Source organism: Streptomyces sp. NPDC048479 (assembly GCF_040651435.1).
Taxonomy (GTDB): domain Bacteria; phylum Actinomycetota; class Actinomycetes; order Streptomycetales; family Streptomycetaceae; genus Streptomyces.
Window position 1 is genome coordinate 354993 of record NZ_JBEZKA010000001.1, and the last position, 13984, is coordinate 368976.

Genomic DNA, 13984 nt, shown 5'->3' on the forward strand with positions numbered 1-13984 from the left:
CGTCGGGAACACATTGGCTCAGGTAAGCCTGAGCAGGAAGATCGGTGCCGGCAGTCGCGCCTTGCCGTCATCGCCTCCTTTCCCGTCCCCATCGGTCCCTGGAGGCCCGCCTTGGACGCCACCGCCACCGGCACCGGCTCCGGTACGCCCTTCTCGACGCTCATCCGTGCCGCCTCGCACGAGCAGCACACCGAGGCGGAGACCTCGGCCTTCATGAGCGATCTGCTCGGCGGCCGGCTGAGCGTGGCCGCGTACGCGCGCTACACCGAGCAGCTGTGGTTCGTGTACCGGACGCTGGAGGAGGCGGCGGGGTCGCTGAAGGACGACGCGGTCGCCGGGCCGTTCATCCGGCCGGAGCTGATGCGCACCGCGGAGCTGGAGCGCGACCTGGCGCATCTGCGGGGCGCCGACTGGCGCGAGGGGCTCGCGCCGCTGCCCGCCACCGCCGCGTATGCCGCGCGGATCGCGGAGTGCGCGCGGAGCTGGCCCCCCGGGTATGTCGCGCACCACTACACCCGCTACCTCGGGGACCTCTCCGGCGGCCAGATCATCCGCGACAGGGCGGAGAAGACGTGGGGGTTCGCACGCAAGGGCGACGGCGTGCGGTTCTACGTCTTCGAGGAGATCGCCAACCCGGCAGCGTTCAAGCGGGGTTACCGCGAGCTGCTGGACGCGGTGGACGCGGACGATCTGGAGAAGCAGCGGATCATCGACGAGTGCAAGCGGGCGTTCGACTTCAATGGGGCGGTGTTCCGGGAGCTGGGAGCGGAGTTCCCGCTCAGCGCATAGCCCGCTCAGCGCAGAGCAGGAGCGGGCACGGCCAGGCGTACGCGCCCGCCGATCTCGATCGTGTCGTCGGGGCCGGGGGCGGTCAGGATCTGCGATCCCCGGCCCTGGGTGATGTTCAGCGCCCGGCCGAGCCGGTCGGTGAGCAGCAGGGCGGCGGCCCCGGTCGCCTCGTCCTCGTCGATGCCGTCGTCACGGCCGGGGAACGCCCGCGCCCGTACCCGTCCCGCGGCCTCGTCCTCCCACCCCCAGGCGTAGACCCACTCCCCGGGCGGCGGCACCTCCAATGCCTCGACCTCGGCAGCCGATCCGTACTGCCGCAGCGTGCGCGGCGGCGCCCACTCGGCGCGCGCGGTGATCCACGTGAACTCCCCGTCCTGCCGGACCCACACCTCACCGGCGGGCGGATTGACGACCTCGAGGTCCAGCAGCCAGGCGGCACCGACGAGGGGATGGCCGGCGAACGGCAGCCGGAGGCCTGGGGTGTAGATGTCGACGACACCGCGCTCGGGGTCGTCGACGAAGACGGTCTCACTGAAGCCGAGTTCGGCGGCGAGTGCCTGCCGGGACGCCTGGTCGGGGTAGCGGCGGGGGTCGCGTACGACACCGAGCGTGTTGCCGTGGCGGCCGTCGGCGCCGCAGAACACATGGAGCACGTCGAGCACGTCGAGTTCATTCACTCCGGCATTCAAGCATCAGAGCCTCCCGGGCCGCCGCGATTGACCCGCCGAGCCCGCCGAGTTACCCCTCGGCTGCCCGCCGTCGAAATCGCGCCCCTTGGCCATTACTTGACCCTTTCGTGGCGTCGCCGTGAGCACCTCGTGACCCCGCCGTGTCTCTCCGCGTACATGAGAGCTGAATCACTGGACGGGTGGGTATCGGTCAGGTAAGCCTCGGTTAAGTTAGGTCCGCCTCACCCTAAGTTCCAAGCCAGTCCCCACCCCCCGCACCGTCCCCGTACCCCCTTCCATCGTGGAGCCCGCATGCGACCCGTCCGTCTCTCCGTCGTCACCGCAGCCGCGACCGTGGCAGCTCTGACCGCCGTCACGGGCTGCGCCGAGAAGAGCGATGCCAAGGGCGGCGACGGCGCCGTCCAGGTCACCGCGAAGGACGACTCCTGCGAGGTGTCGAAGAAGGAGTTCCCGGCCGGGCATGTCCAGCTCGACATCGCGAACAAGGGCTCCAAGGTCACCGAGGTCTACGTCCTCTTCCCGGACGGCCGCATCGTCAGCGAGCGCGAGAACATCGGCCCCGGCACCAAGGCGAACATCACCGCCGAAGTCAAGGCCGGTGACTACGAGATCGCCTGCAAGCCCGGCATGAAGGGCGACGGCATCCGCCAGAAGGTGACCGCCACCGGCAACGGCAAGGCCGCCAAGCGCAGCCCGCAGATGGACGCCGCCGTCGCCGCGTACCGCCAGTACGTGCAGCAGCAGGCCGACGAGACGCTGCCCAAGGTGAAGGTCTTCACCGACGCCGTCAAGGCCGGCGACATCGAGGCCGCCAAGAAGGCCTACGCCGACTCCCGCATCGGCTGGGAGCGCACCGAGCCGGTGGCCGAGTCCTTCGGCGACATCGACCCGAAGGTCGACCTGCGTGAGGACGGCCTGGAGAAGGGCCAGAAGTGGACCGGCTGGCACACGCTGGAGAAGGCGCTGTGGCAGACCAAGAAGCTCGGCCCCGCGGAGAAGGCCCTCGCCGAGACCCTCACCAAGGACCTGGCCGACTGGCAGAAGAAGGTCGGCAAGGCGGACATCACCCCCACCTCCATGGCCAACGGCGCCAAGGAGCTGCTGGACGAGGTCGCCACCGGCAAGGTCACCGGTGAGGAGGAGCGCTACAGCCACACCGACCTGGTCGACTTCAAGGCCAACGTCGAAGGTGCGCAGAAGTCCTTCGAGCTGCTGAAGCCGGTCGCCACCAAGAACGACCCGAAGCTCGTCGCCGAGCTGGACAAGCAGTTCGCGACGCTGAACGCGCTGCTCGACAAGTACCGCAAGGACACCACCTCGTACGAGTTCACCTCCTACGACAAGGTCGGCAAGGACCAGCGCAAGGAGCTCAGCGACGGCGTCAACGCGCTCGCCGAGCCGCTGTCCAAGCTCGGCGCCGCGGTTGCGAAGTAACGGGGGGATCGGCATGTCCGAGAAGAACGAAGAGACCGACGAGACCACGGAGACCACGGAGACCGGCGGCCAGTCCCAGGACCAGGCCCCGTCCCGTCGTTCGGTGCTCGGCTGGGGCGGTGCGGGCCTCGCGCTCGGCGCCGCCGCGGCCGGCGGCGCCGTTGCCCTGAGCCGCGGGGACACGGCCGAGCCCGCCGCCTCGGCCGGTGCGGCCGTGCCCTTCCACGGTGCGCACCAGGCCGGCATCGCCAGCGCCGTACAGGACCGGCTGCACTTCGCGGCCTTCGACGTGAAGACGAACGACCGCGCCGAGCTGGTCCAGCTGCTCAAGGACTGGACACGGGCCGCGGAGCGGATGACGGCCGGGCAGGCAGTCGGCGAAGGCGCGTTCGGCGGTCTCGCCGAGTCGCCGCCGGACGACACCGGCGAGGCGCTCGGCCTCAAGCCGTCCCGGCTCACGCTCACCATCGGCTTCGGCCCCTCCCTGTTCGCCAAGGGCCGCTTCGGCCTTGAGGGCAAGCGCCCGGCGGCCCTGGCGGAGCTGCCGAAGTTCCCCGGCGACAACCTCGACCCGGCGCGCAGCGACGGCGATCTGTGTGTGCAGGCCTGCGCGGACGACCCGCAGGTCGCGGTGCACGCGATCCGCAACCTCGCCCGCATCGGCTTCGGCAAGGTCGCGGTCCGCTGGTCGCAGCTGGGCTTCGGCAAGACCTCGTCGACGACGCCCGACGCGCAGACCCCGCGCAACATGATGGGCTTCAAGGACGGCACCCGGAACATCGCCGGCACGGACACGGCCGCACTCGACAAGCATGTCTGGGTCTCCGAGAAGGAGGGCTCGGGCTGGCTGACCGGCGGCTCGTATCTCGTCGCGCGCCGGATCCGGATGAACATCGAGACCTGGGACCGTACTCCGCTCAGCGAGCAGGAGGACATCTTCGGCCGCGACAAGGGCGAGGGCGCACCGGTCGGCAAGGCCAAGGAGCGCGACGAGCCCTTCCTGAAGGCGATGCTGCCGACCGCGCATGTACGGCTCGCGCACCCGGACACCAACGGCGGTGCGAGGATCCTGCGCCGCGGCTACTCCTTCACCGACGGCACGGACGGTCTGGGCCGGCTGGACGCGGGGCTGTTCTTCCTCGCGTACCAGCGCGACGTGCACAAGGGCTTCATTCCGGTTCAGCGCTCGCTGGCGGCCAGCGACGACCTCAACGAGTACATCCAGCACGTGGGTTCGGCGCTGTTCGCCGTCCCGCCGGGCGTCCGGGACAAGGACGACTGGTGGGGCCGGGCGCTGTTCTCCTGACCAGAAGGGACCCGACGTGTTCGGCAATTATCTGATCGGCCTGCGCGAGGGCCTGGAGGCCAGCCTCGTCGTCTGCATTTTGATCGCGTATCTGGTCAAGGCCGGGCGACGCGACGCGCTGCGTCCGGTCTGGATCGGCATCGGGGTAGCGGTCACCATCTCGCTGGGCTTCGGCTTCGCGCTCGAATTCGGCTCGCAGGAGCTGACGTTCGAGGCGCAGGAGCTGCTCGGCGGCTCGCTGTCGATCCTCGCGGTCGGCCTGGTGACCTGGATGGTCTTCTGGATGCGGCGCACCGCGCGGCATCTGAAGTCCGAGCTGCACGGCAAGCTGGACGCCGCGCTGCAGATGGGCACGGGCGCGCTGGTCGCCACCGCGTTCCTGGCGGTGGGTCGCGAGGGTCTGGAGACGGCGCTGTTCGTGTGGGCGTCGGTACGGGCCAGCAGCGACGGCTCGTCCGGGCCGCTGATCGGTGTGCTGCTCGGTATCGCCACCGCGATGGTGCTGGGCTGGCTGTTCTACCGGGGCGCGCTGCGGATCAACCTGGCGAAGTTCTTCAAGTGGACCGGCCTCATGCTGGTGATCGTGGCGGCGGGCGTCCTTGCGTACGGCGTTCATGACCTGCAGGAGGCGCGCTTCCTCGGCGGTCTGGCGAACAAGGCCTTCGACATCAGCGCGACGATCCCGCCGGACAGCTGGTACGGCACGCTGCTGAAGGGCGTCTTCAACTTCCAGCCCGACCCGACTGTCATCCAGGTCACGGTGTGGGCGCTGTATTTGATCCCGACGCTCGGGCTGTTCCTCGCCCCGGTAGGGTTCGGACGGTCAGTGGGGGTCAAAGAGCAGAAGGCAACCGATGAGAAGGCTGGATCGGGCGGCGGCGAGGCTCGCGGCGATGACGGTGCTGTCCCTGACGGCGAGCGGGTGCGTGACGGTGCACGGGGAACGGGAAGTCGTTCCGTCGGCGACAAAACCTGAGGCCACACAGGCGCTCAAGGATTTCGCCGAGGCGTACAACGCGGCCGACAAGGCCTACGACCCGGCCCTCGACGCGGGCCGGGTCACCGGTGCGCTCGGTGCGATCAACCAGGCCGGGCTGAAGGCGCGCAGCGTCAACTACCCGGACGGCAATCCGCAGCACGTACCGCTGGAGCTGACGGACGCGAAGTACACCATCCCGAAGAAGGCCGGCTGGCCGCGCTGGTTCGTCGCCGATGTCGACTCCAACCGCGACCGGGACAACGGCAATCAGGACAACCGCTGGGTGCTGGTCTTCGTACGCAGCGACCCGGACCAGGTGTGGCAGGCGGCGTATCTGACGATCCTCTCCCCCAGCAGGATTCCGGCGTTCAAGACCGACAAGGACGGCTGGGCCGAGCCCGTCGCCCCGGACAGCGCGGCGCTGGCCGTCGCTCCCCGCAATCTGAGCGAGGAGTACGCCTCGTACATGCAGAACGGGAAGCCGGAGCACTTCAAGGACGGGCCGCACACCTCGGGCTGGCGCGATTCCCGCAAGAAGGACGCGAATCTGCCGGGGATGTCCACGCAGTACATCGACCAGTCGCTGGACAGCGACGACTTCGCACCGCTCGGGCTCACCACCGAGGACGGCGGCGCGCTGGTCTTCTTCTCGGTGCGCAACTACGAGCGGCAGACGGCCGCGAAGGGGCTGCGGCTGAAGGTCCACCCGGATGTCAAGGCGCTGCTGACGGGTGACGTGAAGTCCACGGTCACCAAGGAGCGGGTCTCCAGCCAGGCGGTGGTGGTGCCGCCGGGCGGCGGCGCGAACGCCGGGAAGGTCGATGTGCTGGGCCGGTTGACGGGGCTGACGGCGGCCAAGGGCTCGTAGCGGCACGTGAGTTGACCGTAGCCGGGGCTCCGCGTGCGCCCTTCGGGCGGGTCCTCAATCGCCGGACGGGCTTAAATGTTCTGCCCGTCCGGCGGAAACTCAAGCCTCGCCGGCGGTTGAGGCGCCGGGTCCGGGGCGGAGCCCGGTTCGGGAAGGCCTAGCGGCTCTGCGGCCACGCCACCTCGTGGCGGTCCACGCCTTCCACCCCGCCCGCCCACTTCGCGCACGCATCCGTCAGCGTCTCCAGCAGCGTCAGCGGATCCGGCAGCGGATGCTCCAGCCCACGCAGCCAGCGCACCTCAAGATCGCCGGGGAGCCGCGCGGGCGGTACGAGGACGTAGCTGCCGCGGCAGTGCCAGCGCAGCCCGGGGTGCTCGTCCATCGTCTCGGGGTGGCAGTCCAGCTCGCAGGGCCACCACTCGTCCTCGTCCTCGGGGGTGCCGCGAGTGGCGGTGAAGAACAGCATCCGGTCGTCGCCGGACTCGGCCACCGGGCCGACCTCGATGTTCAGCTCGAGCAGCCGCGCGAGGGCGCTGCGGCCGGCTTCCATCGGGACGTCGAGGACGTCGTGGACCATGCCGGTCGCGGTGATGAAGTTGGCCTGCGGCTGGCCGAGGGCCCAGCGCCCGATCTGGCCGGGGTCGGTCGTGGACTGCGTCTGCCAGGCGAAGGAGACCGGGTGCCTGCCCGGGGTGGGGCAGCCGATTCGCTCGCAGGAACATCGGTAGGCGACGGGGTACGCGGCGGGTGCGAGTGGCAGTCCCGCGGCAGCGGCGGCCAGTAGCAGCGTCTCGCGGCGGGAGTCCTCGGCGTCGGTGTTCTTCGGGCGCCGGCGCAGCCACTGGGGCAGCCTGCTCTCCCGGGAGAGCCTGTTCTCCGTGCCGCGGTAGCGGCCGATACCGTCGCCCATCTATCCCCTCACACCTCACGCTCGCCCTTGGCGGACTCTGCCATGGTCCCACCATCCTGCTCCTCGGGTGGACACAGTCCCCAACCGGGGTAGCGGTCGGTACCTTCCCGTGTACGCCCCGGGCTGAATGGCCGCAGGGGGACGGGGGCCTTGGAGGCGACCGGCGGAAGATCGTCTGCTTGGACGATGAACCACCCGATCGGTTCACAGCGCGCGGGCTTCGCAGGCCGCACCATGGGCTCATGCAGACCGCGTGCCTCTTGCCGTACGTGAGGAGCCTTCATTGCGCTCAACTCCCACCCGCCGCCCGACCGCCGCCCCTCACCGAGACGCTTCGCGCCGCCCTTCTGGTCGTCAAGCCTCGCCACGCCGCTACCTGATGTGTCCGCCGGCCCATTTCCGGGTCACCTACTCCATCAATCCATGGATGGATCCCACGAAACCGGTGGATCTGCCGCTCGCCCTCACCCAGTGGGAGGACCTGCGCGACCGCTACCGCTCGCTCGGCCACACCGTCGAGCTGCTCGATCCGCGGGCCGGACTGCCCGACATGGTCTTCGCGGCGAACGGCGCCACGGTCATCGACGGCCGTGTGCTCGGCGCCCGGTTCGCGCATCCGGAGCGCGCCGCCGAGGCCGAGGTCCATCTCGACTGGTTCCGCGCCCACGGCTTCACCGGGATCCACGAGCCGGTGCACATCAACGAGGGCGAGGGCGACTTCGCCGTCACCGCCTCCTACCTGCTGGCCGGGCGCGGCTTCCGGTCCAGCCCGCTCTCGCACGACGAGGCGCAGGAGTTCTTCGGCCGGCCGGTCATCGGCCTGGACCTGGTGGACCCCCGCAACTACCACCTGGACACCGCGCTGAGCGTGCTGGACGACGCGGCCGACGAGATCATGTACTACCCCGGCGCGTTCTCCGCGGGCAGCCGCTCCGTACTGGCCCGGCTCTTCCCCGACGCGCTGATCGCCGAGGAGCCGGCCGCTTCGGCGCTCGGTCTGAACGCGGTGAGCGACGGCCGCCATGTGCTGCTGCCGCAGGCCGCGGTCGGGCTCTTCGAGCCGCTGCGGGAGCGGGGGTTCGAGCCGATCGGCATGGACCTCGGCGAGCTGCTCAAGGGCGGCGGCAGCGTGAAGTGCTGCACTCAGGAGCTACGCGTCTGACGCGTCGTGGGTGCTGTGGGGCGGCGGCCACTCGTCGCCCCATGCCACATCGCGCGCCGCACGGTACAGCGCGCCATGGCGCTTGGTGACCGTCTCACGGCGCAGCTCCTCCGCCTCGGTGCACAGCTCGAGCAGGACCAGACCCTTGCGGATCTGGGGCTTGCGGGTGACTCGTGCGGGCGCCGGCGCGGCCGGGAAGCGCACCGCCGCGACATAGCTGAACTTCTCGTCCTCGTACGGCAGCGAGCCGCCCTTCACCTGGCGGTGCAGCGAGGAGCGGCTGACCCGCGCGGCGAAATGGCACCAGTCCGAGCCACCCGCCTCATTGAGCGCGGTGATCGGGCAGGCGGCGCTGTGCGGGCAGGGCGCGGCGATCCTGAGGCCGGCCTCGATCAGCCGGTCGCGGGCCTCGATGATCCGGGCGTAACCGTCCGGTGTGCCCGGCTCGACGATCACGACGGCCTGGGCCGCGCGGGCGGCCTCGGTGACGACAGCAGCCCGGTCCTTGGCGGTGAGCTCCTTGAGCACGTACGAGACCGTGACGAGATCAGTGCTCTCGATACTGAGCGCCGCGCTGATCCGCGAGCGCTGCCACTCGGCGGCACGCAGGGCGGGCACTCCGGACGCGACGGCCAGTTCGCGGCCCAGCTCGAGCGCGGGCTCGGCCCAGTCGAGCACGGTGGTGCGCGGGCCGTCCTCCTCCCAGGCCTCGGCGACGGCCCAGCTCGCCGCTCCCGTCCCGCCGCCGATATCGGTGTGCGTCGACGGGGACCAGTCGGGTGCCGCGGCGCGCAGAGCGGCGAGCGCGGACCGTGCGGCCTCGAAGGTCGCGGGCATCCGGTACGCGGCGTATGCGGCGACATCGGAACGGTCACGGAGCACAGGAGCGTCCGTCGGGGTGGTCCCGCGGTAGTTGACGATCAGCCGCTCGACGGCCTGCGCCGCCTGCGTGGGCGGCAGCCCGTCCAGCAGCCCGGCGAGGGCACTGCGCAGGGCTTCCGCGGTGGGGAGGGTGGCGTTCACCGACAGATTCTAGGCATGTCGGCCGTGTCGGCGGCCCCTTCCCACTGTCGTCCCCGGTGGTACGGAACCGGGACGGAACGGCGACAGTATCGAACTGCTGGCAGCGCAAGGGCAGTTGCTACGCTGACGGCCGTCGCCGCACACGCTACGTGCCGCACCGCTCACGGGGGGACCATGAGACAGAGGGTCGTTCGCGTGACCCTGGTGGCCGGGCTGATCGTCCTGGCGCTGCTGCTCCTGCTGAGCATGTGCGGTGGGGGTGATGGCGAGGGCGCAGGCAAGGCCGCCGACGACAAGACCGGCAAGCCGGTGCGGCACAGCGCCGGCCCCCTGACCCGGCTCACCGTCCCGTCCGCGTACGACACCCGGCAGGGGTGGGAGATCTCCAACGTCTCTCCGGAGTACGCCATCGCGCAGGACAGCGGCCGTATCGGCTATCTGGAGCGAGTCGATGAGTCCCGGTTCCGGCTGCGCACGCTCGACTCCGCGACCGGCAGGCCCGGGTGGACCGGTCAGCCCTGGCATCCGCCGGCCTCCGCCGACCAGTTCCCCGGGCTGCTCTCTGTCGCCAAGGACGGCCGCGAGTACTTCGTGACCTGGTCCTTCGGTACGGCGGGCGAGGACGCGCTGAACGCGGCCGGCACCTTTGTCGCGCTCGATGTGTACGACGTCGCGGACGGCGGCCGGCAGCGGATAGAGGTCCCGTGGCCCACCGCGCCGACCGTCTCGGGCACCGGTCCCGGCATTCTCATCTCCGACGGCGGCACCAGGAGCGCGGTCGTCGACCCGGTCTCCGGCGAGGTGACCCGGGTCCCGCAGGACGCGCTCGGCTACCCCAAGGGCTGTACGGGCTGCCGCCGGCTGACCGCGGTACGCGGGGTGACCACGAAAGGGCTGCTGCTGAGCGGGGATCCCGGTTTCTGGGTCCGCGGCGGCTGGTCCAGCCGGAGCGTGGGTCCGGCCCGCACCGATCCCGCCTCCGGAGTGCCGACCTCGGTGGCCCCCGGGTACGTACTGGCCAAGTGGCAGCCGGCGAAGGGCAGCAAGGACGCGGGCACGTACGACATCTGGGCGGTGCACGAGGTGACGACCGGGAGGCCGCTGGTCCAGGTGCGGTGTCACAAGCCGGCCATCGAGCCGGGCGAGTATCCGCAGGCGATGCTCTCGCCGGAGGGCGGCTATCTCGTCGCCGGGAACCTCGCATTCGACCTGGAGCAGCGCAAGGCGTACTGCTTCGAGGAGTCGGACGGTTCCAAGCCGCTGACGCTGACCACCGTGACCGACTCGGGTACGGCGTACGGCGCGACGAGCGCGCGCAGCCCGGCGGACGCGCTGGCCGGCGGCGGTGCGCCCATCGAGCTGGACCTGGCCACCGCGGTGCCCCAGGCGCTCTCGCCCAATGTCCGGCTGCCTGGTGCGGAGACCGCGGGAGTCGGAGTCTTCAGCTGGACGGATACGAAGGACCGGCTGCATCTGATCGGGTACCCGCGCCGCCAGGGCTGACCTCGGGCTGCGCGGGCCGGCCCCGGCAGCCAGGTCTCGCCCGCGTCGGACTGCCCCGGTCGGACGGCCTCGGTCAGACGGCCTCGGCGCGCCGCTGCCACGGCCGGCACAGGACCAGAAAGCAGCCCAGCGCGGCCAGTGCGGAAGCCAGTTGGACCACGGCCATCGGAACCGCCGTCGCCTCGCCCGCGATCCCGACGAGCGGGGATGCGACGGCGCCGATGAGGAAGGACGCCGTCCCGATCAGCGCGGACGCGGAGCCCGCGGCGTGTGGGGTACGCATCAGGGCCAGGGCGTTGGTGTTGGGCATCGCCAGACCCATCGCCGACATCAGCACGAAGAGACCGGCCGCGACCGGGAACAGGCCCACCCTTCCGAAGACTCCCGATGTCATCAGCAGCAGCGCGGTGGCGGCCAGTGTGATCACGGCCAGGCCGAAGCCGAGCGCCTTGTCCAGGCTGATCCGGCCCACCAGCACCTTGCCGTTGATCTGGCCGACGATGATCAGACCGACGGAGTTGACGCCGAAGAGCAGGCTGAAGGTCTGCGGGGATGCGCCGTAGATCTCCTGCACCACGAACGGCGAGGCGGAGATGTACGCGAAGAGTGCGGCGAAGGCGAGGCCGCCGGTGAGCACGTATCCGGTGAAGACCCGGTCGGCGAGCAGCCCGCGCATGGTGCGCAGGGCCTGGCCGACGCCGCCGCTGTGGCGCTTCTCCTGCGGGAGGGTCTCGTGCAGCCACTTCACCGCGAGGAGGGTGAGCAGAATGCCTATGGCGGTGAGGACGACGAAGACGCCGCGCCAGTCGGTGATCCGCAGCACCTGGCCGCCGATCAGCGGCGCGATGATCGGCGCGACACCGGAGATCAGCATCAGGGTGGAGAAGAACCGGGCCATCTCCACGCCGTCGTAGAGATCGCGCACCACGGCCCGCGCGATGACAATGCCGGCCGCGCCCGCCAGTCCCTGCAGCAGCCGGAAACCGGTCAGCAGCTCGACGGTCGGCGCCAGTGCGCAGATCGCGGTGGCCACGACGTACACGATCATGCCGATGAGCAGCGGGCGGCGGCGCCCCCACCTGTCGCTCATCGGGCCGACCACGAGCTGGCCGAGCGCCATGCCCGCGAGACAGGCGGTGAGCGTGAGCTGGACGGTCGCGGCGGGCGCGCGCAGCGATTCGGTGACGGCGGGCAGCGCCGGGAGGTACATGTCCATGGAAAGCGGCGGCAGTGCGGTGAGGCCGCCGAGGACGAGGGTGACCAGAAGGCCGACGCGGCGGGCCGCGGCGACGGGAGCAGCTGCGGGTACGGGTGCTGCCTGTGCGGGTGCCGGGTCGGCGGAGGGTATGTGTCCTTGTGTGCTCTGGCCGCTCTCCGGCATCAACAGCTCCTGTTCCTGGTGTCCGCATCCATGCTCTCAGCTCGTCGGGAGTGGTCGGGACCCTTTTTCTCGAGGGCGGGTCCGGGACGAGCGGGATCGCGGTGGGGTGCGCCGGCGGCCGTGCCGTGATGCGGACGCCGACGCGGTACAGGACCGCGTCGGCATCCGCTTCCCGGGCGAGGCCGGCGGCGGGAGCCAGACCGACGGCGCGAGCTGAACCGACGGCGCGAGCTACACCGGCTTGAGGCCCGGGTCGCCGGCCTCGGTCACGAAGGACGCCGCCGTGATGACGGGCGCGCCCGGTGTGGTGACGGCGCTGACGGTCCGGAAGTCGGCGCGCGCCTGCTGCTCGCCGAGGGTGACGGTCACATAGCCGCGGCGGCCGTTGTAGAACTTCATGTGCGGGTTGGCCTGGGTGAGTTTGTCCCAGTTGGCGGGCTTCTCGGCGCCGTCCTTTCCGCTACTGATGGAGGTGGCGACGATCTCGGTGCCGACGGTGCGGGACGCGGGGTCGTTGAAGTCCTTCTTCAGATCGAGGCCGTATCCGACGTGCACATCCCCGGTGAGAACCATCAGGTTCTCGATACCGGCCGCCTGCGCACCGGCCAGGACTCGGTCGCGGGAGGCCGGATAGCCGTCCCAGGAGTCCATGCTCAACTTGAAGGTGCCGGTGGGGACATCGCGCCGCTGCGCGAAGGTGACCTGCTGCGGCACGACGTTCCAGCGAGCGTGCGAGGCCTTCCACCCGTCGAGCAGCCAGCGCTCCTGCCCGGCGCCGGTGAGGGTGCGCGCCGGGTCCTCGGACTCCGGTCCCGGGATCTGCCAGCCGTCGCCGTACGCCTGGTCGGAGCGGTACTGACGGGTGTCGAGGATGTCGAACTGCGCGAGCTGCCCGAAGTACAGCCGCCGGTAGAGCTGCATATCGGGTCCTGCGGGCTGCTGCGGCTTGCGCAGCGGCTGGTTCTCCCAGTACGCGCGGTAGGCGGCGGCCCTGCGCAGCAGGAACTCCTCCGGCGGGACGTCGTTCTCCGGGGTCTCGTCCGCGTAGTTGTTCTCGGTCTCGTGGTCGTCCCAGGTGACGATGAAGGGGTGCGCGGCGTGCGCGGCCTTCAGATCGGGGTCGGACTTGTAGAGGCCGTAGCGCAGCCGGTAGTCCTCGAGCGTGACGGTCTCGCGGTTGTAGTGGGCGGGGAGGCGGCGGTCCGGGTACTTCCGGGCGCCGCCGACCGCGTCCACGGCGTATTCGTAGAGGTAGTCGCCGAGGTGGAAGACGGCGTCGAGCTCCTCCTCGGCGAGGTGCTTGTACGCGGTGAAGTAGCCGTCGTGGTACGCCTGGCACGAGACGGCGGCGAGCTTCAGCTCACTGATCCGCGCGGACCGGGCGGGCGCGGTCCTGGTCCGTCCGGTCGGGCTGATCCAGTTCCCGGCGCGGAAGCGGTAGTAGTAGGGCCGGTCGTTGTCGAGGCCGAGGACGTCGACGTGGACGCTGTGGTGGAACTCCGGGTGGGCGGTGACGGATCCGCGTCGCGCGATACGGGTGAAGCGGGAGTCGTGGGCGAGCTCCCAGCGCAGCGGCACCTTGGCGCGCGGCAGTCCGCTGTCGGGCTCGTACGGGCGCGTCGCGAGGCGCGTCCACAGGAGTACGGAACCGGGCTTCGGGTCTCCGGAGCCGACGCCGAGGGTGAAGGGATCCTCGGTGATTTTCTTGGCGTCGAGTTCGGCGGCGTGGGCGGTACCGGGCAGATTGACGGCGAAGGCGAGCGCGGCGGCGGCGCCGGTGACGGTGAGGAACCTGCGGCGGCCGATGTGCTGGGCGGCGGCCCGGAGCTCGGGTGCGTGCGATGTGGTTCTCATGTGCCCCTCCCCTGACGGCTGTTGTTCTTCCGCATTGGAGTAGGGGCCGACGACTCTGCGTTGTCGAGTACACAACATCCGTATGT

General features: G+C 70.5%; 12 protein-coding genes. 7 read left to right on the forward strand and 5 right to left on the reverse strand.

All coding sequences use genetic code 11. The annotated features are described in order from the left end of the window. The first annotated feature begins 111 nt into the window (after positions 1 to 111). Positions 112 to 789, forward strand: a complete 678-nt coding sequence (locus tag AB0D12_RS01585) for a biliverdin-producing heme oxygenase (RefSeq protein WP_362675902.1) — start codon at positions 112 to 114, stop codon at positions 787 to 789. Between the two features lie 5 nt (positions 790 to 794). Here AB0D12_RS01585 and AB0D12_RS01590 read toward each other — a convergent pair whose 3' ends face one another. Further along, complete coding sequence (locus AB0D12_RS01590) at positions 795 to 1466, reverse strand: PhzF family phenazine biosynthesis protein (RefSeq protein WP_362675905.1); 672 nt, start codon at positions 1464 to 1466, stop codon at positions 795 to 797. Positions 1467 to 1769: 303 nt separating this feature from the next. Here AB0D12_RS01590 and efeO point away from each other — a divergent pair, with 303 nt between their 5' ends. From efeO to AB0D12_RS01610, 4 genes are read left to right on the forward strand one after another with little or no spacing between them, the layout of a single operon-like run. Further along, positions 1770 to 2912, forward strand: coding sequence for an iron uptake system protein EfeO (efeO, locus tag AB0D12_RS01595; RefSeq protein ID WP_362675908.1), 1143 nt, complete (start codon positions 1770 to 1772; stop codon positions 2910 to 2912). A 13-nt stretch (positions 2913 to 2925) separates the two neighbouring features. Next, the gene (gene efeB / locus AB0D12_RS01600; protein ID WP_362675911.1) at positions 2926 to 4218 is read left to right on the forward strand and encodes an iron uptake transporter deferrochelatase/peroxidase subunit; all 1293 of its coding nucleotides are present in this window, start codon (positions 2926 to 2928) and stop codon (positions 4216 to 4218) included. Positions 4219 to 4234: 16 nt separating this feature from the next. Next, on the forward strand, positions 4235 to 5194 hold the full coding sequence (efeU, locus tag AB0D12_RS01605) for an iron uptake transporter permease EfeU (protein WP_362675913.1): 960 nt from the start codon (positions 4235 to 4237) through the stop codon (positions 5192 to 5194). After that, the gene (locus AB0D12_RS01610) at positions 5112 to 6065 is read left to right on the forward strand and encodes a hypothetical protein (RefSeq protein ID WP_362676365.1); all 954 of its coding nucleotides are present in this window, start codon (positions 5112 to 5114) and stop codon (positions 6063 to 6065) included. Before efeU ends, AB0D12_RS01610 begins: the two co-directional genes overlap by 83 nt. 157 nt (positions 6066 to 6222) lie before the next feature. Here the strand turns inward: AB0D12_RS01610 and AB0D12_RS01615 are convergent, their stop codons facing one another. Beyond that, positions 6223 to 6975, reverse strand: coding sequence for a bifunctional DNA primase/polymerase (locus AB0D12_RS01615; protein ID WP_362675916.1), 753 nt, complete (start codon positions 6973 to 6975; stop codon positions 6223 to 6225). A 283-nt stretch (positions 6976 to 7258) separates the two neighbouring features. Here AB0D12_RS01615 and ddaH point away from each other — a divergent pair, with 283 nt between their 5' ends. Beyond that, the gene (gene ddaH, locus AB0D12_RS01620) at positions 7259 to 8137 is read left to right on the forward strand and encodes a dimethylargininase (protein ID WP_362675918.1); all 879 of its coding nucleotides are present in this window, start codon (positions 7259 to 7261) and stop codon (positions 8135 to 8137) included. Here ddaH and AB0D12_RS01625 read toward each other — a convergent pair. Beyond that, positions 8126 to 9160 carry a small ribosomal subunit Rsm22 family protein gene (locus AB0D12_RS01625; RefSeq protein ID WP_362675921.1) on the reverse strand — a complete coding sequence of 345 codons (1035 nt, stop codon included), beginning with the start codon at positions 9158 to 9160 and terminating at the stop codon, positions 8126 to 8128. The genes ddaH and AB0D12_RS01625 overlap by 12 nt on opposite strands. A 174-nt stretch (positions 9161 to 9334) precedes the next feature. On the opposite strand from AB0D12_RS01625, the gene AB0D12_RS01630 reads away from it, so the two are divergent. Next, the gene (locus AB0D12_RS01630; RefSeq protein ID WP_362675924.1) at positions 9335 to 10663 is read left to right on the forward strand and encodes a hypothetical protein; all 1329 of its coding nucleotides are present in this window, start codon (positions 9335 to 9337) and stop codon (positions 10661 to 10663) included. A gap of 73 nt (positions 10664 to 10736) precedes the next feature. Here AB0D12_RS01630 and AB0D12_RS01635 read toward each other — a convergent pair whose 3' ends face one another. Together AB0D12_RS01635 and AB0D12_RS01640 are read right to left on the reverse strand one after the other, a co-directional pair. Then, the gene (locus tag AB0D12_RS01635) at positions 10737 to 12044 is read right to left on the reverse strand and encodes a multidrug effflux MFS transporter (RefSeq protein WP_362675927.1); all 1308 of its coding nucleotides are present in this window, start codon (positions 12042 to 12044) and stop codon (positions 10737 to 10739) included. A gap of 231 nt (positions 12045 to 12275) precedes the next feature. Then, a complete protein-coding gene (locus tag AB0D12_RS01640; protein WP_362675930.1) occupies positions 12276 to 13898 on the reverse strand; it encodes an alkaline phosphatase D family protein in 1623 nt (540 codons plus the stop codon). Between the last annotated feature and the right edge of the window lie 86 nt (positions 13899 to 13984).